The organism is Fischerella sp. PCC 9605 (assembly GCF_000517105.1).
Taxonomy (GTDB): domain Bacteria; phylum Cyanobacteriota; class Cyanobacteriia; order Cyanobacteriales; family Nostocaceae; genus PCC9605.
Window position 1 is genome coordinate 107,958 of the sequence record NZ_ALVT01000034.1, and the last position, 22,049, is coordinate 130,006.

Below are 22,049 nucleotides of genomic sequence, written 5' to 3' on the forward strand. Positions count from 1 at the left end.
ACCTTTGCTTAAACTCATAGATGCTTTCCTTGTTATTAATTGCTCGGGAATCATCTTGGTGATGAGCGATCGCTATCCCAGTATGATGGTCAAGTATTTTACCTTAACTTTATTTTTATTGCCTTACTTTTCAGATTTGTATAAGTATTATTATTAACATAAGTTAACCGATTATTACGTTAATCTAATTTGTTTTGTCATCGACAAGCTAACGCTAACCAAATTGGATAGGCATAAGAATCTACAGCAAGCAGCTTTGAGCCTTCATAGGTATTGAATATACTATTGGCTGTGAACTGAAGATTATCGAGTAAACGGGCGTCATCACCAAAAGCTTCAAAAGCAAGACTCCACCAATCGCGATCGCTAATGACAAGATGCGTTAGTTCCACACTACAACCATTATCGATATTTTCTTTACTAGATACAGGTTGTAGTGAAAATTCAGATGAGACCTGGTAATGTTGTGAATAGCGAACTTTTTTAATACTTACCCAAGCAGGGTGACTCAAAATCTCTTGTAGTTGAGAACTTTCTTCCATTGGATCTTGACAAAGCCATTTAGTCCATTTTTCAACTTTGCCCTCAATAAATTCGCCAATAGACATCACGCCTAACTCTGCTTTACGCCATTTGATTTCCAGTTGATCTTGCCGTAATTTGATTCCCAAAAATTCACATTTGGGAGAGTAAAGATATAAATCTTCTCGTGCTTCTGGAGATTGTATTGGCTGAACTAGACAATTCTGCTCAAACCAATGTTGGATGTCTTCTGGTGCTTTACCAGGGTAAAACCAGCGCAGTTCGTAAGTTGTCAGCATCCGTGGCACAATGAAAAACGAAAAATTACACTTGCCTTGTGTTGCTTCCAGCCTAAAGGAATTAAAACAAATGTGGAAACGAATTGCAGTAATTTTGCTATTGGTGTTTAGCTTCAGCTTAACTAATTACGGTTCGGCTACTGCTGCTGCACTCAAAAGCTATGTAAACACTAACGATGGCTATCAGTTCTTATATCCTAACGGCTGGGTGCAAGTTAAAGTTGCTAACGGTCCTGATGTAGTCTTCCACGATTTGATCGAAATGAGTGAAAATATCTCTGTTGTAATTAGTCCGGTACCGGAAGCCAAAACTTTAACAGAACTAGGTACAGCTGGTGAGGTAGGATATAGACTAGGAAAAAATGCTCTTGCTCCTGAAGGTTCAGGACGGACAGCCGAATTAGTCAACGCCGAACAGCGAGAATCTAACGGTAAAACTTATTACAAATTAGAGTACTTAATCACGCTTCCCAATAACCAAAAACGCCACAATCTGGCCAGTGTAGCCACCAGCCGAGGTAAACTTTTTACTTTTAATGCCTCCATTCCCGAAAAACGCTGGCGGAAAGTCAAAGGCATGATTGAAGAATCTGTTGATTCTTTTTCTGTGTATTAGTCATTAGTCATTGATCAAAAGTTAGTAGTTAGTAGTTAGTAGTTAGTGGTTGGTGGTTGGTTGTTGGTTGTTATTCTCCCACTCCCCCACTCTCCCCCTCTCCCACTCTCCCCACTCCTCACATATGGGTATTCCTCAATTTATACTCGCCTCTGCTTCACCGGCGCGACGCCGCTTGCTGCAAACTGCTGGTATCGAACCGATAGTTTATCCTAGTGATTTTGATGAGTCGCAAGTCAAACTTAACGATCCAGCACAATTGGTACAAACTCTTGCCCAACGGAAAGCGGAAACTGTAGCCCCTCAGTTTCCATCCGGTTTGATTATGGGTTGTGATTCAGTTTTAGCTGTTAATGGTGAAATTCACGGCAAACCAAAAAATGCAGAAGAAGCATATCAACGCTGGCAGATGATGCGAGGTAATATTGGCGACCTCTACACTGGCCATGCCTTGATTGACCTTTCTCACAACCGCACTTTAGTCAAGTGTCAGGTAACAAGGGTTTACTTCGCGTCGATCGGCGATCGCACTATTGATGCATATGTCGCTACAGGCGAACCCCTCAAGTGTGCTGGGGCTTTTGCCTTGGAAGGCCGTGGTGGTTTGTTTGTAGAAAAACTCGAAGGTTGTCACAGTAATGTGATTGGGCTGAGTTTGCCTCTTCTACGGCAAATGCTGGTAGAACTTGGGTATGAGGTGACTGATTTTTGGAATTAGATTTTGTTGTTTGGTGTTTGTTGTTCGTTGTTTGGAACAACCAACTACCAACCACCAACTACTAACTACCAACTACCAACAAACAACTACCAACCACCAACAACTAACAGAAGCGCATCCTGCCCTAATAGAGTTATGATATCTGCCATATTAATTAAGAACGCCCCTGTGAGGAGTTATTTGCCAGTGTCATGTTTATTCTTAAAAGGCAGGATGTTGAAATATCGACTATTGGGCACCCAAAACGAGATCAGCAAGTACCAATACTCCATTATCAGGGGCAGACCTTTAGATTAATTAGCGTCTTCAAAGCTAGTCAAGAAGAAGAAGCCAAAGCCTTGTGGAGAGAATTGACCGATAACAAAGGCAAAGCCTGTGTTTTATTGGAAGAACCTGAACGTTTTAGCGTTTGGGGTAAAATCCGTTTAGATCAACTGAGTGGCGACACGGGTAGCCATAGTAAAATTAGTATTTTTACTCAAGCTAGTATTTTGCTGCTGCAAGCTGTGTATATGGATATAGAAGATTTTTTAGGTGCTAGGCAAGCCGCATTATTTCAGAAAGAAATTGCGGAGGTTTTGCAGCAGTGGCAATTTCCCCAGGTATCTTCGTCAGAGGGAGTCAAATTCTTGCTAGATATAGACCCACTGACTGTGCCAGTGCCCGATTGGCAAGAACATCATGTTATTACCCTCTTGCAAGACCTACATCGGTTGGGAAAAGCCTATTTTGGCAATACTAATTTTGCCCATCCTGTGGCTGATAAATTACAAGATATGCCCCAAGGAGAGCGATCGCTATTCATCAGTTGGCTAAATCAGTCTCCACTGAGTAAACTGTGGCATTAGCATCTATCAGTGTTTGTTGACGTTGGAATCAATTTTATCGAGCAGTTAAATTGACAAAATCCTTGTCAAATAACTGTTTCACATATATTCCACCTCAAAAAATATTGCAGTAATGCACTGTCACAGTCAGGTCTTATGAGTAGCATTTACAACAATAATCAAGATTCAAAATCTTTATTCACCACTGAGAACATCATTTTGGCTAGCATCGGTTGGGGTGTACTAGCACTTTTGTACTTTTTATTATTTAGTGCTAAAGTCCCAGCCAGCCCAGATTGTATAGCCAAGTTGGGTGCAAAAGCTCTGGAAACAAATTGCTTAAGGCGTGCTGATTGGTATGTTCTTGGCACAAATGTTTTTGAAGCGCTAGCTTACCTGGCTGCTAGTATCTTATGTTTTAGGAATTGGCGCAGTCAGCAAATAGTTAGCGGTCGTAAAGTATGGCTGGCAATTGGTATTGGTATGCTTTCTTATTTTTTGGGAGGAATATTTTTTGGGTATACGGAAATAGTCCTACAAGAAGAACCTTTCCCTTCCTTAGGTGATGTATTTTTTGTAATAACATATCTATTGCTGGGCGTAGGCATGGCTTTAGCAGTGGCTTCTAGACGACTGAATTTGGAAACTTCACAGTGGATAATAGTATTAGCAATAGGAGCTTTTGGTAGTGCGTTGGCATGGTTAATTTCCAATCAACCGCAGGCAGCAGTCGAAGCCCAATATCCTCCCGGATTGGAATTGGTTGCTTCCGCTTTGAATTGGTTTTACGTGATCAGCGACGTATTGCTGTTAATTATCGCTACTACCCTATTACTAGCTTTTTGGGGCGGACGAGTTTCTCTTTCTTGGCGTATGATTGCAGCTGCGACATTTTCGCTCTACATTGCAGATATGTGGTATAAATACGCCACGAATTCGATTCCTAATTATCAAAGTGGAGAGATACTAGAAGTATTTTGGGTGTGGAGTGGAGTGTTATTTGGTATGGGTGCTGTCTTGGAATATGACGCATCATTAAACCGTTCCCGGCGAGAACGGGTCAGAAAACGTACTTAGAAAAATTTTTGTTTGGTGTTTGCCGTGAGAAAACTAACAGAATCTGATAAGCAAGAAATCCTAAAATTATATCGTCAAACTGCTGAAACGACCTCTACTTTGGCGGAACGCTATGACGTGAGTAACTCGACAATTAGCCGTTTACTTAAAAGTACATTAGCAGAAGACGAGTACGAGTACCTCGTTTCTTTAAAGCGTGCTGCCAGAACTCCCGAGGGAAGGGCACAAGTAAGCTACGAAAACCCGCCTACATTTATCCAACCAGAGCTAGAACCAGAAGAGGAGCCACTAGAGCCACTAAAAGAGGAAGTTCCAGAGGAACAACCCAGTCCTATTGCTGTGACTGAAGAGCAAGATTCCCATCGTAGAAGAGTGCGGCGGCGCTCATCTGCTCCATCGGAACCAACGCCACCAGTAGCTGAGCAATTGGAGCTTTTACCCCAAATTCAAGAAGTGACAAATATTCCCAGTCCGCTTGTTGAAGATACACGTGCAGATGCCAAAGTCATAGCGGAAATGTTGGGAGAAGAGTTGTTAGATGAGTCGGAGGAGTTAGAGGATTTAGATGAAGACCTCGACGAAGAAGACTTTGAGGATGAAGATTTCGAGGAGGAAGAAGACTTTGTAGAAGCACCACGCCTAGTGACAAGAGCTAGAACTGGTGATGCTTTTGTGCGAGTCTTGCCGTTATCAGCGGCTAGTCTACCCAGAACTTGCTATTTGGTGATCGATCGCTCCTCGGAATTAATCACCAGACCACTTAGGGACTTTGGCGACTTGGGACATATCCCCAGTCTGGAAACTCAGGAAAGAACTCTGCCAGTGTTTGATAATCATCGAGTGGCAAAGCGCTTCTCTACCAAACGCGATCGCGTAGTGAAAGTTCCTGATAGCAGAATGCTGCACAAGGCTCGTTATCACCTAGAAGCTAAGGGCATTACCCGACTGTTGATCGATGGTCAGGTCTATTCTCTGTCTACGGTATAGTCATTGGTCATTAGTCATTGGTCATTGGTCATTGGTCATTAGCTTTTGACAAATGACAAAGGACTTTTGACAAATCCAAAATTTGAGCAAATTTATGGATAACTCAACTGGCTACGGTATAGTTTTGGTGACTGCTGCCTCTAGGGAAGAGGCAGAGGCGATCGCATCTGTTCTTGTAGAATCTAAACTTGCTGCTTGCGCAAATTTTTTCCCGATCCAGTCTGTTTATACCTGGCAAGGAGAAGTACAAAAAGAGCAAGAATGGCAGCTGTTCATCAAAACTGACTTGAACCAATTTTCTAACTTAGAAGCCAAAATTCGCGAGATTCACTCTTACCAAGTTCCAGAAATTATTGCTCTGCCTATTATTGCAGGTTCTCATCCCTATTTGCAGTGGATTTCAGAACAAGTTAATCATTAGTCATTGGTCATTGGTCATTGGTCATGGGTCATTAGTGGTTGGTAGTTAATTTTTCTCCACGTTCCTACCAATAACTTATACCAAACTGGGTATTGGGAATTGGTGATTGGGGATTGGGTACTGGTGAGAATGATGAATGATGAATGCGATTGGGCTGAAAATTTCATAATTCATAATTCATAATTCATAATTTTTATGCCCCAGTTCCTTTTACATCAGCTAAAAAAATTTTGGACTTTTGACTATTGACCCTACCCTGCACTCGAGGGCATGCTTTGGACTCTGGAGCGATCGCGTATATTTACTTTACAAAACTCGACAAAACTTAAATTCTGGTGAGAGAAACTAGCAGTAATCTTGGAAGTAATTAATTATTTTTTTATACTCCGGGGTATACGCTTTATGAAAGCTTTACTACTCTGGCCCATAATGCCCAATTCCTTCTGGTCTTACCAGGAAACTCTGGACTTGGCGGGTTTACGCTCTACTAATCCACCATTGGGTTTAATAACAGTAGCGGCGATGTTACCTGCTGATTGGGAAATTCGCTTTGTCGATCGCAATATCCGTCTGGAGGAAGATGACGATTGGGCATGGTGCGATATTGTCATCATGTCTGCAATGATTATCCAGAAACAAGATTTTTGGGAGTTAATTCAAAAAGGAGTGGCGTTAGGTAAAAAAGTGGCGGTAGGCGGGCCTTTCCCCACATCAGTACCGGAATTTGCCTTGGAAGCGGGAGCACATTATTTGATTTTAGATGAGGGAGAATACACTATCCCCATGTTTTTAGAAGCCTTGGCACGGGGAGAAGAATGGGGCATTTTCCGCGCGACAGAAAAACCTGATGTTACTCAAACACCCATTGCACGCTTTGACTTGCTGGATCTAGATGCTTACCTGGCAATAACAGTACAGTTTTCGAGAGGGTGTCCGTTCCAGTGTGAATTTTGTGACATTATCAACTTGTACGGACGCAAGCCCCGCACCAAAACACCAGAACAAATGCTCAAGGAATTTCAAGTCCTCTACGATTTGGGCTGGCGACGCTACGTATTCGTAGTAGATGACAATTTTATTGGCAATAAACGCAACGCTAAAGTATTTCTACAGGCGCTCATCCCCTGGATGGAAGAACACGATTACCCGTTCATTCTGGTGACAGAAGCTTCTCTCAACCTAGCGGAGGATGAAGAACTAATAGAATTGATGGTCAAAGCTGGTTTCACTCTCGTGTTTATGGGCATTGAAACCCCAGACACAGATAGTCTGTTGGGCATTCACAAAGTCCAGAATACACGCCGCGACCTGATCGAGTCTTGCCACAAAATCACGCGGGCAGGATTGCAGATTATGTCTGGTTTTATCATGGGATTTGACAACGAACGTCTTGGTGCAGGCCGGCGTATCCAGGAATTTATTGAAGAAACGGGTATTCCCCAAGGACAGTTTAGCTTGCTGCAAGCATTGCAAAATACTGCCATGTGGAACCGCCTGAAGCAAGAAGGGCGACTCATTGATGGGTTGGGAACATTCCACCAAGGTGCGATTATGAACTTTGTACCGACACGTCCGGTGGAAGAAATAGTTGAGGAATATATCGACGCCTTCTGGAATATCTATGAACCGATGCCTTATCTGAAACGGACATTCCGCCACTTTATGATGATGAAAGGTTGGCGGGGTAAAACTAAGCGTCCGATCGCATCGAAGGAGATACGTTTATATACTGCAATTTGCTGGCGACAGGGTGTAGTACGTTCTACGCGCTGGCGGTTCTGGTGGCAATTAGTGGCGATCGCTTTTTCCAAACCCCGTTTATTGTATGACTACTTAACTACCCTAGGTGTAGGTGAACACTTCTTTAACTACCGCTATGAAGTCAGGGCACAATTGCTGCAAAAACTGGCAGCGTTGAAACAAGACACACAAGAACAGGAGAAGACCGCAACTTATTCGCTAGAACTTATTAATTGAATAGATGACAAGTATTAGGTGGGCACGAATAAAGTTAACTTGTGAGGATCGTCATTTGTCATTTGTCATTGGTAAGGGTTTGAGTATTTTTATATTCCAAAACACATAGCTGCTTTTATTCCCACCTACCTACTTAACGGTTTGAGATTTGGGATTTTGTAAGACAACTGGGCGCGATCCGAGATGACAATCATCTCTGCGTTAAGAACTCAGAAAAAGGATTTTTAAAAGTTAGAAGATTACCTCAATCAAAATACAATCAGGGAAATACAGCAATGAAAGCACTGTTACTTTATCCCGGCTTTCCCAAAACCTTTTGGTCCTACGACGAATTCATGAAAATAGCAGGACTAAAGGCATTTATTCCACCGTTGGGCATTCTGACTGTTGCTGCACTGCTACCAGCAGACTGGGAAATTCGATTTTACGATCGCAATGTCAATCAGGAAACCGATGCTGATTGGCAGTGGTGCGAGATCGTTATTCTCTCTGCCATGCTTGCACAAAAACAAGACTTTCTTGCCCTCATTCAAAAAGCAGTACAGCTAGGGAAAAAAGTAGCAGTGGGTGGCCCTTATCCAACCTCAGTGCCAGAAGCTGCCCTCCAAGCGGGAGCTAATTACCTAATTTTAGATGAAGGGGAGATTACAGTTCCGCAATTTCTAGAAGCGATCGCCCAAAATCAAGAGCAAGGTATTTTTCGCGCTTTGGAAAAGCCAGACGTGACTACAAGTCCCATACCTCGCTTCGATTTGCTCAAGCGCGATGAATACTTAACGATGGCGATCCAGTTTTCTCGCGGTTGTCCCTTCCAATGCGAATTTTGTGACATCATTAACCTTTATGGACGCAAACCGCGCACCAAAGAACCCAGTCAAACCTTGGCGGAACTGCAAAGCCTTTATGATTTGGGCTGGCGTGGCTCTGTCTTAATAGTGGATGATAACTTTATCGGTAATACACGCAATGTCAAACGCCTGCTGCGAGAATTAATTCCTTGGATGCAGGAACGTCATTATCCCTTCACCTTCCTGACCGAAGCTTCTGTTAATTTAGCAGAGGATAGCGAGCTACTAGAGCTAATGAATCAAGCTGGATTCTATGCAGTCTTTCTAGGGATTGAAACTCCCGATCAAGACAGTCTGCAAGTAACTCGCAAGTTTCAAAATACTCGCAATCCCCTGTTAGAAGCTTGTCAGACCATCAACCAAGCTGGATTGCTCATTTATGCAGGATTTATCATTGGTTTTGATGGAGAACGGGCGGGTGCTGGTGAACGGATTCAAACTTTTGTAGAACAAACTAGTATTCCCCAACCAATGTTAGGCGTACTGCAAGCCCTTCCTAATACAGCGCTTTGGCAAAGACTAAAACAAGAGCAGCGATTATTGGAGGGATTCGGAGGTTTGGAGGTAGGAGATCAGAATTCTCTGATGAATTTCGTGCCTACTCGACCGATGGCTGAAGTTGCTAAAGAATATGTAGAGGCTATCTGGAAAATGTACGAACCCAGAAACTATCTGCGACGTTGTTTTCAACAATGCCTCAACATCACACCCAATCCTCAGCTACAGCAGACAATGTATTTCCCTCCTGGCAAAGGACTGCGATTACTCGCTCAGTTACTCTGGCGTCAAGGCTGGCAAAGGCGAGAAATTCGCTTGCAGTTTTGGCAACAGCTTTGGGCTATCCTACGCACCAAGCCTCAATTCCTGAATATGTATTTGGGCTTGTGTGCTGCTGGCGAGCATTTTTGGGAATACCGGGTTTTAGCCAGAGAGCGCATTACTGAGCAGTTAGGATTTGATCCGCTGACTATGCCTAATTCTGTGGAACAAGAATTAGCCACACTTTGAGAAAACAGTGGCGATCGCATTTGAGATTGTGCATAGAAAAAGTGCGATCGCTCAATACCAAAACTCAATTGATACAAGCTGCTCTTTCACATAAACTGCTTTGATTACAGCGGCTTCTATAGTTGTCTTCTCTGCAATAGCTTCCTCCAAGTAAGCCTCTACTTTTTTCTCGAAAGCTATAAATTCTTTTACTGAAGCTATTAGATATGCAAGTTACATGCGCGACAGCTTATCTATCTTTATATCACTGGGTGGATAAAACAATAATATGGCGAAATTAGCATGATTATATAAAAGAATTAGGAGAATTTTAATATGACTAGCTTACCTCAGTGGATATCAGCAAGTTTATCTTTATCAACTTTATGTTTGACGGTAACTGCTGTTGCGCCTTTGATAACTTATGCCCAAAATTCTACACAGTCTGTTTTTCCTGATGTTCCATCGAATTATTGGGCACAGCCATTTATTCGTGGATTGGCTTTAAGAAATATTATCACTGGATATCCTGATGGCAGATTTCGACCAAATCAAGCAGTAAATCGTGATGAATTCGCTGCAATAATTCGCAAAGCTTTTAATCAAGAACCAGTGCGACAGATAGAAAGTGGAGCAGTTTATAAAGACGTTCCCGCTGGCTATTGGGCAGCTCCTGCAATTGAGCAAGCCTATCAGCAAGGATTTATGTCGGGTTATCCTGGTGGTTATTTTCGTCCACGTCAAGAAGTTTCTAAAGTTGAGGCAATAGTTGCTTTAACAAGAGGTTTGAATTTAAATTCTGCTACTACACCAGCAGCTACCCAACCAACTCAACAACCGACACAAGCGCGAAGGAAGGGTTTGTTTTTACCGATAGCAATGACTTCCTTAATGCAGCCTTTAATGGCTCCACCAGCCCAAGCAGCAGCGCCAGCAACAGCAACTTCTCGTCCCGCGTCATTTATTGTCACCAATACTTACGCAGACGCCAACAAAATACCTCAATATGCTGTTGCACCAGTAGCAGCAGCAACTAAAGCAAATATCGTTGTCAACTATCCCAATCCTAAAGTTCTCAATCCTACCAAGCCTGCTACCCGTGCAGAGATTGCTGCTTTAATCTACCAAACATTAGTTGCTCAAGGAAGAATAGAACCAATAGCTATCAATACACCAGCTTATAAGTATATAGTTCGGACTAACAATACCACCCAAAATGCTCAATAGTAGTCTTGTTTCAACTCGTAATTGCTAATTCATAATTTACGTAAGATTGTGAATTTACTAAGGTCGGTTGGTAATAGGTAATAGGAGAAAAAACTCCAATTACCTATTACCAATTAGCAATTACCAATGATGAATTTTCAAGCAGAGGTATTTATGCAAGGCTTTCGACTGGGTTCGATTTTTGATTTTGAAATTCGCGTTGACTTATCCTGGTTTCTGATTTTCTTTCTGATTCTGTGGACGTTAACGACAGGGGTATTTCCAGGAAACTATCCAGGACTGTCAAGCGCAACATACATTGGTATGGGTGTGGTGGGAACGTTACTGTTCTTTGTGTCGCTACTTGCTCACGAACTTTCCCACTCGTTTTTGGCAAGAGCCAAGGGAATTCCCGTAGAAGGAATTACCCTTTTTATTTTTGGTGGCGTTTCTCGCACTCGTATGGAAGCTGAAACTCCTGGTGATGAATTTCAAATTGCTGGGGTAGGGCCTTTAACCAGTTTAGCGATCGCTCTATTGTGTGGTTTCCTATGGTGGGTTGGCAGAAATGCGGGCTGGAGTATTGCAGTTAACGGTGTGACTGCTTATCTAGCCACTATTAACCTGATGTTGGCTATTTTCAACCTTTTACCTGGTTTTCCGTTGGATGGTGGTCGCGTGTTCCGTGCCATTGTTTGGAAGATTACTGGTAACTATAAAAAAGCTACGCGCATTGCTACCATTGGCGGTAAAGTACTGGGTTACGCCATTATTGGTTTGGGTTTGCTTCAGCTATTTGGCGGTTTTGTTCTCAGTGGACTGTGGCTAATCTTCATCGGTTGGTTCCTGATCAATGCAGCGGAAGCTAGTTACCAGGATTTATTAATTCGCAGCGCCCTAGAAGGAGTACCCGCGCGGGAATTGATGACTCCTTATCCAGAAACCGTCAGCGCCGATCTGAGTTTGCAAAGACTGGTAGACGAATACTTTATGCATCGACGCTACGAGGGTTTTCCCGTTTCTGAAGACAATCGTCTTGTCGGTATTATTACCCTAAATCAGGTCAAGGATGTTCCTCGTGAGAAATGGGCCGATCAAACCGTGAGAAACATCATGCGACCAATAGAGAATGGGGTGACTGTCCGCCCACAAGAGAAGATGTCACAAGTGTTGCAAAAAATGGAAGAGTGCGAAGTACGCAGAGTTTTAGTTACTAAAAACGGCTCTTTAGAGGGGATCATTACTGCCGGTGATATAGCCAGATGGTTGCGGCGCAGGCGAGATTTAGGCGAGGTAATGAGTTAAAAGTGATAGAATGCTACGTACTTAGTTTGTACATTCACTCATCAAGCTTGTCCTTTGTGTTTACGGGCATATAAAGGACAAAGGACGAATGACCGAACAAGGCAAAAGTAAAAAAAGTTAAAAGGCACTCATAAAGAACAAGAAAAAATGGTTACTAGCACCATTATTTATTTATGGAATGTTCAGGAAAACATTCCCAATCGAGATGCGTAGCACGAGAAATAATATGTCCGTGATTATTTCCTCTAAATTTATTTATGGGGATTATCTTTTTACTTTTTACTTTTTACTTCTTAATAATGCCGACATCAGCGACTAAGTAGTTTCGATACCTCTGCATGCATGAAGGCAATCTCAGGATCGCGTTGGATGGCTTGATAGTAACGCCTTTGTTGAGTAGTTCCTTCTTCTGATGGTTGAACTAGCGATCGCGCTTCCGCCAAAAGCTGATTGGCTTTGTTCAACGTCACAGGTTCTTTGGCACTCAATACTTCATCAATGTGGACAATAAATTGGGAAATGGGATGCAACCAGCTAAACCACTCATGAGCGATCGCCAATTGAAAAAACTCTCCTTTGGAACGAATACGCCCGTACAATTGTTCATAAACAACGCGCTCAGATTCTAGCAAAGCTTTGTGAAGACGAAGCAGTGCCATACGTACTTCCCGCAGGCGTTGCAGTGTGGCATCTAAAGATGGATTGGTTGACGACATCGGGCAATGATTACGGTAGGTACTTTTCCCATCTTGTCATATTTGTACTACTTCGATGAAGCGCGGCTGGAAACCTCAGAACGTGCCAGAATGATTCTAAAGACCTAATTTCTGTGCGAGCACTTCCTCTTTGTCTTTAAAACCTACCTGTACTGCTGTTCCATCTTTGACAAAAAGGGGACGTTTGAGAAGCATCGCGTCTTTAGCAAATGCTTCAATCCATTGTTCATCCGTCCAATTTTTTTTCTCATCGCCCAGTGCCCGGTAAGATTGACCGGAGGTATTTCGCATTGGCTGTTGACCTAAAGACTTGACCCAGTTTTGGCTCATCTCACGAGTAGGTGGATTTTCTTTCGTGTTGATAAATTCATAATTAATACCATTGTCTTCTAGCCACTTCAAAGCCTTTTTACAAGTTCCGCAATTTGGAATACCGTAGACTTGAATAGACATAAAATTTAATTGATTAACATCAAATGTAAGATGTTCAGCATATTTGTGGCAATGACTGAGTTTGAGAAAAAAATCAATATCCTTTAAGCTGATCCTAAGTTGCAGTGAAAGATAGTACTTCCCTCACCCCGCCTGTCGGCACCCCTCTCCCAAATTGGAACAGGGGAAGGGGAGAGGGCACGAATTGCTATTGCTATGTCTGAACGCAACTTGGTATGAGTAGATATATCTGTTTTTTGAGAAGCAAAGAAATGCGCGATCCAGAAATTAAGATTGATCCGGGAACTCTCCTTTTAATTGTGTCTGTTCTAATCCTGTTGCCCCTTCTGTTTGCTGGTTTTTTCTTTCAATAATCAAGATTGATGCAATTAAGGTATTAAGCTAAAGCAAATTTAATTTGCATATTGAATTTTTTTCAAACTCTTGTGGGGTGGGCATCTTGCCCGCCCAGATCATGCAACTTAAATGTGGAACAGCTTATTTGCGATCGCCACAAGGAATAACCTTTGTGAAGCGACCAGACTGTCTGTTGTTGCAAATCCGATTTCAGGGCAAATAATAACAGTGATAGTTCTAGTACTTCTTACCAATTACCTCTTCCCCAATACATCTATGTGCCGCCATAAGGAGTGTCTACGCTTTTCTAAAAATGTCTGGACTATTGGCAACAAAGTTGAACACCTGCTTTTTTATAGTGAATTCACTTAAATTTAATTTATAAGACTGAATACTTATTGTTTAGAACTAACAACTTTGACTGCAAATGGTTGCTGGAGTGGAGTGAAAAGTTTTCACTAAGTAACAATGATTAAAGCATTAACAAAAATATTATGACTGCTACAGCACCATCCTCCAATCTACCTGCATTGGCAGAATTAAGGTCAGAATTCCCCAATATTTGCGGTTGGGAAGCAGAAATCAAATCTGTAGTTCAAAGCAATGAACCAGTATTTTTGACTACTACTAATCTCTGCTTGGAAAACATCACGGCGGGGTTTGCATGCGCCCTACACATGCATCAACCCACTATCCCCGCAGGTGCAAATAGCGAACTGATTAGCAATCTCCAGTATATGTTTGAACATCCCCATGATGGAGATAACCACAATGCGGGAGTCTTTGCCTGGTGTTACAGCCGCATGGGAGAATTCATTCCTCAGTTGATTTCCCAAGGCTGCAACCCTCGGATAATGCTTGACTATTCGGGCAATTTGCTGTGGGGGTTGCGCCAAATAAGACGCGATGACATCTTCAACAATCTCAAGCGCATCACCTGCGATCCTCAATATCAGCCCTATGTAGAATGGCTGGGAACAATGTGGAGTCATGCCGTAGTTCCTTCTACTCCCATTCCTGACATTAAACTGCACATACAAGCGTGGCAACACTATTTTGCAGCAATTTTTGGTTACGACGCCCTCAAGCGTGTAAAGGGCTTTTCTCCTCCAGAAATGCACTTACCCAATCACCCAGATACCTTGTTTGAATACATCAAAGCGCTAAAAGAATGCGGGTATCGGTGGCTAATGGTACAAGAGCATTCGCTGGAACGCCTGGATGGTTCTGGGTTACGCCACGAAGATAAATATATTCCCAATCGTTTAGTTGCCCGTAATTGTCAGGGGGAAACTATCAGCATTACAGTGTTAATTAAAACTCAAGGTTCGGATACAAAATTAGTAGCCCAGATGCAACCTTATTTTGAGGCTAAAGGCAGAGGTAAGCAGCAAATTGGAAATATGATGGTTCCCTCTTTGGTAACGCAAATTGCCGATGGTGAAAATGGCGGCGTGATGATGAATGAATATCCCCGCGATTTATTTAGGGTATATCACGAAATCCGCGATGCAGGTAACAATTATGCCGGTGTGGTTGCACTCAACGGTACAGAATATTTAGAACTAATTGAGGCTGCTGGTGTTAATCCCGGAGATTATCCAACTTGTCAAGCCGTTAATCAACACAAAATTTGGCAGCGAGTCGAACCAGGTAATGCTACGCCAGAAGCTGTAGAAAAAGCGATCGCACAATTAAGAACAACTGACCACCAATTCCATATGGACGGTGCTTCTTGGACAAATAATTTAAGTTGGGTGGAAGGCTATGAAAATGTCCTAGACCCAATGAAAAAACTCAGCGTGATGTTTCACGAAAAATACGATGCGTTGGTACAACAAGACCCCTCAGTAACACAGCGTCCTGACTACCAGGAAGCTTTGCTATATAACTTGTTGTTGCAAACAAGCTGTTTCCGCTACTGGGGACAAGGGACTTGGACTGATTATGCTGGCGAAATTTATCGGCGGGGTGAAGCAGTTTTAAGCAACTGGAAATAACGCCGGAGGGTAAATAGATACACACAGATGCACATGGATAAATTATCTGTGTGCATCTGTGGTCGATTCCAAAACTTAATTTTTCCCATAGTTTCTTCCACTTAACTCCGTTACCAGGTTGAACCTGATAACGAGAATTAAGAGACTCTGGCTTTCTCACTCGAATGGTGAGCCAGTTCTCGTCATGTTGAAATAAACTTCTCCAGACAAAATTCCTGTAATTAAGTCTGTAAAACTATTCACAAAAACTTGACTCGCCACATCGAGTCATAAACTATGAAAAAAGGATAAATACTCTTTAAATTCATCTTATGTAAGTTTGCAATCATTGCTTTACATCTACTTCAAATTTTTTAGTAGGTGGCTGCATGACCAGAATTGTAATTTCTGACCTCAATAATGTTGATGTTGAGACATTTTTCACGGAATTATCCACTGAAAAAATGCAGACTACAAACTTTTGGATAGAAGATTTTTTTATCTTCGTACTTAATATTTACTTCATAAACACGATTAGTTTTTCTCTGATAAATAAACTCATCTACTTAGATAAAACTTTGAGACATAATTCCAGTAGTTATGTCTAAACCCTTCACAAATAACCCTTGATTCTGCGTTTTGAAAACAGCAAAATAAAGACATGGATGAAGCGAACAAAAGCTGAACCAAACAAACCAACTAATCTTAACTCAAGAGGAATTCAACCATGTCTAGAATTACAATTTCTGATATCTCTGTAGAGCAAATCACCGAAGTTTCTGAAATCGATGCTGCTGCTGTTGTTGGCGGTGACGGCGAATTTGCTACACTACTTGCTGGTTTTGCTGGTTTGGGATACAAGAGCTCAAGTGAGAAAATCTGGAGCATTGTAGATATCTTTAAATATGCTGTAGATGGGATTGGCAAGGCTTAATCTCTAAAGTCACAATTTTGTAGTTGTGGAACAATGATAATTTGTTCTACAACCACAAACCAAAACAGAAGAGAATAGTTGAATTAACCCTATGTATGTAGGGAAAAATAGGTTGTATTGCAGGGGCTCAAAGTATTTGCAATACAACCTATTTGTTACTAAGACAAATTTCACAGTTGACAGTTGACAGTAGTTAACTCTGTCAACCAGTAACAAGCTTAAGCTTGCTTCAACAATTCTTTTGCTGATAGAGTCTTATCTTCTGAGTCTAAATCCACATTAATTTTCCATGTGGAAATTTGTTGTTGTAACCAATCAGCAAATAAATCACTCGTAACCTTAACTCGCAGTAACTCGTTTAATTGAGGTTGAATGATTTCTTCCACCCAGATCAAATGAACTCCTTTAGGAGTAACAATAGGTTTAATTGCTCCTGGTGGATTGCTAGCAAAAACAGCAGCTGCAATTTCTGGCTTTAATTCGCTTCGAGTTTGCACACCACGATATCCACCAGCACGGCGTAATTCTGGATTTTGAATATATTGGCGAGCAATTTCTGCAAAACTTATTTCGCCTTCTTTAAGACTATAAAACAGTTCTAAAGCCAAGTCTTCGTCATCTAAGACAACTTCATAGATAGCCGCAGCAACATAATTGAGTTGATTTTCATAAAAGAACGGCTCAACTTTATCAGCAAATAAATGATTTGCCAGTTTAGCAGAAAGCAAATTAGTTTCAGCTAATAATTCAAATTCTTCTACAGAAAGATGATGTTTTGCTAACCATGCCCAAGTGTCTTCAGCTTTAAGCAGGTTATTAGCCAAGCGCAGACTATCTGCTGCCTTTTGTAGTTCTGTTAGCTCAACTTTTATCCCTGCTTTGGTTGCAGCATCAGCGACAATCTTGCGATTCGCGATCGCTTGCACTAAATTTGGAATTTGGCACGAGAGTTTAATTTGCTGCAAAATATCTACACTGGAAATATTCAACTCTTTTGACATGGTGAAATTATTACAATTACGAACTGTGGATCTGACCTGTTGTTAGTTAACAGTTAAGATTTATCAACTAACTAATAGCTAATAATATCAACTAATTCTTAACTACTAACAACTGACCATCTCAAAATAACTACAACTCCAAACCACCTTTTTCCAGTTTCTTGAACGGATCTAACATAAAATCAATTACACGACGCTGGCGGACAATTACCTCGGCAGTCGCTGTTTGACCAGGTGTGATGATGATACGTTTATTTCCAGCTTGGATATAAGGCTTATCTAAAGCAACTTCTACCTCAAACATTTCGACATTACCTTGAGAACTTTCAACCACTTTTGAATCTGGTGAAACCCAATGCACGCGTCCTTGAACAACTCCATAATCTTGGAAAGGATAGGCATCAAATTTAATTTTCACAGGCATACCCACCTTCAAGAAACCGCTCTGTTGGCTGGGCATTTGTGCCTTGAGGATATAACCGGAATTCTTGGGTGCAATCTGAGCAATTCCTTGACCAACTTGAACTACAGCACCTGGTTTTTCAATCGGCAAATCATAAATTACACCATCAACTGGCGCTCTCACAATGCGTTGCTGTAACTGAATTTTTAATGCTAAAATCTGGCTCTTACTCTGAGCCATCTGCGATCGCAACTCGGTTATTTGTGTTTGCACATCTTTGAGTTGTTGCTGATTTTTAAGAACAGCTAATTTACCTGCTTCCACTACACCTTTATAGCTGTTACGCTGTTCTTGCAGACGTAGTTTTGCTTGCTCAATCTCTGCCTTTGCCTGATTAATAATTGTTTGATAACGGCTAGTTTCTTCTTTTAAACGTAATTCGGCTTGTTTTGCATCAGATTCCGCTTTTTCTTGTAATTCTTGACTTTCTTGGGCTGTCTTTTCTATTTCTACAACTTTGACTCGAGGAACAACGCCTTGGTTTTGCAATTGACGGTAGCGTTCAACTTCGACTGCATCTCGCTCTAAACGACTTTGAGCTAATTGATGAACAGCCTGAGTAGTGTTAATATCCTGCTTTGCTTGATCGACTAAAGCTAGTTTTTCTAATTTTTGTAAGTTATAAGTACTCTCTTTTGCATCTAAATTTTGCTGCGCTTGATTTACTTGAGCAAGTTTTTCTAATTCTTGGGATTTGTTTTGTTGCTCTTGAACGCTAGTTGTTAAGATGATTTGGTTTTTGAGCAACTCCAACTGTGCCAACCGATTTTGGTGTCCTTCAAGTTTAGTGTGAGCTTGCTGTAAATCGGTTCGCAGGACATCTGATTCCAACTCAACTAAAACTTGCCCTGCTTTAACGGTATCTCCTTCCTTGGCTTTAACAGAAATAACACTACCACTGACTTGACTGTCTAATTTTTGTAGTTTGCCTAGTGGTTCTATCCGTCCTCTGGCACTTCCTGTCTCATCTACTTGAGAAAGCATTGCCCAAGGTAAAGTGACCACAGCAAAACTGACTAGACAATATAGTGAAGAACGTGTCCAGCGCTTCGGTAAGGCATCTAGCAGTTCTTCTGTGCCGTAAAACCAATCGTTTCCCTCAGTGTCTGCTAATTTTCCTTGATGATTGGACTCGTTTAAATTACCAACGTCTTCAGGCTGTGTATATTTGCGATACCCATCTGTGTCGTTTTTTTTCAGTACAGATGATAAGTTGTTGGATAAGTTAGCCATAGTTCCGTACCACTGTTCAGGTTGATTGCGTGTCTTGGTTCTACTGGAAGTCAGAGAGAGACGGAGAAAAATGTGCATTTCAACCAACTTGGGCGAGTTGCTGCTGGTTGAGGTAAAAGTAATGTCCTTTGGCTTTGATTAATTCATCATGATTGCCACTTTCAATCAACACACCGCGATCCAAAACCAGAATTAAATCCGCATTCCGAATCGTCGAGAGGCGATGAGCAATAATGATACTTGTGCGCCCTGTGAGAATCGTTTTGAGATTGTTTTGAATAATCCGCTCCGATTCCGAATCTAGATGACTGGTAGCTTCGTCAAAAATTAATAAGCGGGGATTACCAACCAAAGCTCGGGCGATCGCCAAGCGTTGGCGTTGTCCACCAGAGAGCAAACCGCCACCTTCACCAATTTGGGTTTCGTAACCCATTGGTAGTTGGCGGATGAATTCGTCTGCACCAGCAATGGTTGCAGCTTGGGTAATTTCTTCTAGAGTGGCTTGGGGATGAGCGATGCTGAGGTTTTCGCGAATTGTGCCACCAAATAAAAAGGTGTCTTGGTCAACAACTCCAATTTGTTGGCGCAGCGATCGCAAAGAGAGAGTTGTAACATCTTGACCATCAATCAAGATTTTGCCATCTGTCGGTGGGTATAAACCTAAAAGGAGTTTTGAAAGAGTAGTTTTACCAGATCCACTACGTCCAACGACGGCGATTGTTTGTTCGGGCTTGATTTCAAAACTAAGATTTTCTAATACGTTACGGTCACTTTCGGGGTGATAGCGGAACGTGACCGCAACAAAGCGAATACTACCGTGCAGCTTGGGGATAAATTGCTTGGGCGAGGTCTGTAAGTCTTCTTCTGGTTCAGCTTGCAGAACATCGTTGATCCGTTCGGTAGAAATCACGATTTCTTGTAGTTCATTCCACAGTACTACCAGCCGTTGGAAAGGCCGAATCACCTGACCCAACAACATATTAAAAGCAACTAATTGTCCGATCGTTAATTGGTTTTGAATTACCTGCCATGCACCAAACCAAAGCAAAATCGTAGTTGCTAAGGTTTCAATAGTAGTACTGAAAACTTGCAGTCGTATACCGATCACTTGTCCGGAAAAATTTTTTTTCACCGCTTGATTGAGCAATTCCTCCCAACGCCAGCGGACTGTCTGCTCAATTGCCATTGAGCGGATTGTCCGGATACCTGTAAGTGATTCGATCAGATAGCTACTTTCTTTAGCGAGGTTATTAAAAATTTCTCTCGATATTAAGCGCAAAAAAGGTGTGGCGATCGCCGCCAGTAACACAAATGGTGGCACAACTAGTAGCACCAGTAATGCTAGCTGCCAACTGTACCAAAACATCAAGCCGATATAAATGAATACCGTCACTAAATCCAGAGTGGTTGATAGTGCTTCTCCTGCGAGGAAGCGCTGAATTTTCTGGTTTTCTTGAACGCGAGAAACAATATCACCAACGTAACGAGACTCAAAAAATGCCAAAGGTAAACGAAAGGTGTGTTTAATAAAACCCACCATCAAGGCGACGCCTATACGGTTGGCTGTGTGATCGAGTAAATATTGCCGCAACCCACTCATGGCGACACGGAACAAACCAAAAATGATTAACCCCAAACCAACGGCGTTTAAAGTCAGGGTGCTACCTTGGACAACGACTCGATCTAACAGTAGTTGAGTGAATAGTGGCGTTACCAACCCAAATAACTGAATCAACACTGAAGCAACCATTACCTCTAGCAACACTTGAGTGTGGGGTTTTATTAAATCAAAAAATTGCCAGAATGGTTGAGTTGCTTCTGGGGTTTCTTTTAACCCAGCGGTTGGTTGCAATAACAATGCATAACCAGTCCAACCAGCTTTGAATTGGTTGTGAGTGAGGCTGCGTTGTCCAATGGCAGGATCGCAGACAATGACTCGCTTTTTCGTAATTTCGTAGACAACGATGTAATGCTTACCTTCCCAATGGGCAATTGCAGGTAAGGGTTGTTCTGCCAATTTTTCCAGACTAGCTTTCACAGGCCGGGTAGCAAAGCCAATACTTTCTGCGGCTGCAACTAAACCCTTGATTGAAGCACCACTGCGGTTAGTATTAGCTAAATCTCGCAACAGACTAATACTAAATCGCTTACCCCAATAACGACTAATCATCACCAAGCAAGCAGCACCACAGTCTGAAGCGCTTTGTTGAGCATAGAAGGGATAGCGCTGAGTGATCTGTCCCCAAACTTGCCCGATTTTGACTTGGGGATTGGGAAAATAAGATCTGCGTTTTTTTGACTTTGGTGCTGGTGAAGATTCTGGTTGAGGAAAGGAAATGACTGTTCTGCCGTTGATAGGTGCTTCTGTGGTGGCTGAAGTTGGTTCTGAACCAATCAACTGGGCTAAGTCAGGCCAGGATTGCAGTGCAGTTTCCCAATCTGTATGAGAGAGTGTGTAGGCAATTGTTGTCGCTTGTGTCACTTGCCAGTCATCCTGGCGAGAAATTTCGCAGAGATTGCCAGGAGTTAAACGGCTACCATCAGAACTCTGTAATTCTCCCCGATGCAGCAGCCACAGTTTGCTATCTTGGCGGAGTGTGGCATAGAGACTACCCAATTCTAAACTATGCCGCCTAAACAAAGATAAGGTTTTGAGTATCTCTTCACAAGGGGTAGTGCTTTTGTCTTGCTGCTGAGGTAGCAAAGCGAGCATTAAATCCCAAATTTCTGCTTTTTTTCTGAGGCGATCGCCAATAGAAGGATGCTTGTCCATCAAAGTATGCAACACTTCATCTGGCAGATAAGCAAGTTGCAAGTTGGCAGAAGCCCTAGCAGCATAGGGTAGCCATTCTTGTTGTGCAAACAAAGTCATCTCACCAAATGATGCTCCAGCATTGAGGGTGGTAATTAAGTTGTTCGAGCTATCTAATAGCCGCACTTTACCCGCCAACACTAAATAAATTCCGGATTTCCCCGAAGTCGCTTGCCAAAACAGCTTTGCTACTGGTGGTTTTAATATTTCTGTTGCTTTTATACAGCTTTGCAGTTCTTGATTAACAAGCTTTTCACCTAAAATCTCGGTGAGTCTTTGACCTAGCTGTTGCTGGTCAAATACTGATGGCATTTCCGTACCTCGCAAGTAGA

The 22,049-nt window shown here is 42.1% G+C and carries 19 protein-coding genes; 13 read left to right on the forward strand and 6 right to left on the reverse strand.

The window, feature by feature from the left end:
* Positions 1-4: 4 nt before the first annotated feature.
* Positions 5-157, forward strand: a complete 153-nt coding sequence (locus FIS9605_RS43750; RefSeq protein WP_197035978.1) for a hypothetical protein — start codon at positions 5-7, stop codon at positions 155-157.
* 40 nt (positions 158-197) lie between these two features.
* Here the strand turns inward: FIS9605_RS43750 and FIS9605_RS0100945 are convergent, their stop codons facing one another.
* Positions 198-821, reverse strand: coding sequence for a hypothetical protein (locus tag FIS9605_RS0100945; protein WP_026730909.1), 624 nt, complete (start codon positions 819-821; stop codon positions 198-200).
* Between the two features lie 70 nt (positions 822-891).
* Between FIS9605_RS0100945 and psbP the strand changes: the two genes are divergently transcribed.
* The 10 genes from psbP (at position 892) to FIS9605_RS0101000 (ending at position 11,790) form a co-directional block, all read left to right on the forward strand.
* Entirely contained in the window at positions 892-1,437 is a 546-nt protein-coding gene (gene psbP, locus FIS9605_RS0100950) for a photosystem II reaction center PsbP (RefSeq protein ID WP_026730910.1), read from the forward strand.
* Between the two features lie 124 nt (positions 1,438-1,561).
* Positions 1,562-2,155 (forward strand): Maf family protein, encoded by a 594-nt coding sequence (locus FIS9605_RS0100955; protein WP_026730911.1) that lies wholly within the window; start codon positions 1,562-1,564, stop codon positions 2,153-2,155.
* 191 nt (positions 2,156-2,346) lie between these two features.
* Entirely contained in the window at positions 2,347-3,003 is a 657-nt protein-coding gene (locus FIS9605_RS0100965; protein WP_026730912.1) for an Npun_F0813 family protein, read from the forward strand.
* A 135-nt stretch (positions 3,004-3,138) separates the two neighbouring features.
* The gene (locus FIS9605_RS0100970) at positions 3,139-4,059 is read left to right on the forward strand and encodes a hypothetical protein (RefSeq protein ID WP_026730913.1); all 921 of its coding nucleotides are present in this window, start codon (positions 3,139-3,141) and stop codon (positions 4,057-4,059) included.
* A 24-nt stretch (positions 4,060-4,083) separates the two neighbouring features.
* Positions 4,084-5,046 (forward strand): hypothetical protein, encoded by a 963-nt coding sequence (locus tag FIS9605_RS0100975; RefSeq protein WP_026730914.1) that lies wholly within the window; start codon positions 4,084-4,086, stop codon positions 5,044-5,046.
* Positions 5,047-5,140: 94 nt separating this feature from the next.
* On the forward strand, positions 5,141-5,467 hold the full coding sequence (gene cutA, locus FIS9605_RS0100980) for a divalent-cation tolerance protein CutA (protein WP_026730915.1): 327 nt from the start codon (positions 5,141-5,143) through the stop codon (positions 5,465-5,467).
* Positions 5,468-5,869: 402 nt separating this feature from the next.
* Positions 5,870-7,444, forward strand: coding sequence for a B12-binding domain-containing radical SAM protein (locus FIS9605_RS0100985; protein WP_026730916.1), 1,575 nt, complete (start codon positions 5,870-5,872; stop codon positions 7,442-7,444).
* A 275-nt stretch (positions 7,445-7,719) separates the two neighbouring features.
* Positions 7,720-9,300, forward strand: a complete 1,581-nt coding sequence (locus FIS9605_RS0100990) for a B12-binding domain-containing radical SAM protein (protein WP_026730917.1) — start codon at positions 7,720-7,722, stop codon at positions 9,298-9,300.
* Positions 9,301-9,615: 315 nt separating this feature from the next.
* Positions 9,616-10,506, forward strand: a complete 891-nt coding sequence (locus tag FIS9605_RS0100995; protein WP_026730918.1) for an S-layer homology domain-containing protein — start codon at positions 9,616-9,618, stop codon at positions 10,504-10,506.
* A 126-nt stretch (positions 10,507-10,632) separates the two neighbouring features.
* Positions 10,633-11,790, forward strand: a complete 1,158-nt coding sequence (locus FIS9605_RS0101000; RefSeq protein WP_231510193.1) for a site-2 protease family protein — start codon at positions 10,633-10,635, stop codon at positions 11,788-11,790.
* 308 nt (positions 11,791-12,098) lie between these two features.
* Here the strand turns inward: FIS9605_RS0101000 and FIS9605_RS0101005 are convergent, their stop codons facing one another.
* Positions 12,099-12,506: a hypothetical protein gene (locus tag FIS9605_RS0101005; protein WP_026730920.1), complete on the reverse strand. Its 408-nt coding sequence runs from the start codon at positions 12,504-12,506 to the stop codon at positions 12,099-12,101.
* Positions 12,507-12,602: 96 nt separating this feature from the next.
* Positions 12,603-12,959 carry a Spx/MgsR family RNA polymerase-binding regulatory protein gene (locus FIS9605_RS0101010; RefSeq protein ID WP_026730921.1) on the reverse strand — a complete coding sequence of 119 codons (357 nt, stop codon included), beginning with the start codon at positions 12,957-12,959 and terminating at the stop codon, positions 12,603-12,605.
* 830 nt (positions 12,960-13,789) lie between these two features.
* Here FIS9605_RS0101010 and FIS9605_RS0101020 point away from each other — a divergent pair.
* Together FIS9605_RS0101020 and FIS9605_RS35920 are read left to right on the forward strand one after the other, a co-directional pair.
* Entirely contained in the window at positions 13,790-15,295 is a 1,506-nt protein-coding gene (locus FIS9605_RS0101020; protein WP_026730922.1) for a hypothetical protein, read from the forward strand.
* A 706-nt stretch (positions 15,296-16,001) separates the two neighbouring features.
* Entirely contained in the window at positions 16,002-16,208 is a 207-nt protein-coding gene (locus FIS9605_RS35920) for a hypothetical protein (protein WP_035139288.1), read from the forward strand.
* 218 nt (positions 16,209-16,426) lie between these two features.
* Here FIS9605_RS35920 and FIS9605_RS0101035 read toward each other — a convergent pair whose 3' ends face one another.
* The 3 genes from FIS9605_RS0101035 to FIS9605_RS0101045 form a co-directional block, all read right to left on the reverse strand.
* On the reverse strand, positions 16,427-17,209 hold the full coding sequence (locus FIS9605_RS0101035; RefSeq protein WP_026730924.1) for a peptidylprolyl isomerase: 783 nt from the start codon (positions 17,207-17,209) through the stop codon (positions 16,427-16,429).
* A gap of 130 nt (positions 17,210-17,339) precedes the next feature.
* Entirely contained in the window at positions 17,340-18,905 is a 1,566-nt protein-coding gene (locus tag FIS9605_RS0101040; RefSeq protein WP_026730925.1) for an HlyD family efflux transporter periplasmic adaptor subunit, read from the reverse strand.
* A gap of 79 nt (positions 18,906-18,984) precedes the next feature.
* Positions 18,985-22,029, reverse strand: coding sequence for a peptidase domain-containing ABC transporter (locus FIS9605_RS0101045; RefSeq protein ID WP_026730926.1), 3,045 nt, complete (start codon positions 22,027-22,029; stop codon positions 18,985-18,987).
* Positions 22,030-22,049 lie beyond the last annotated feature (20 nt).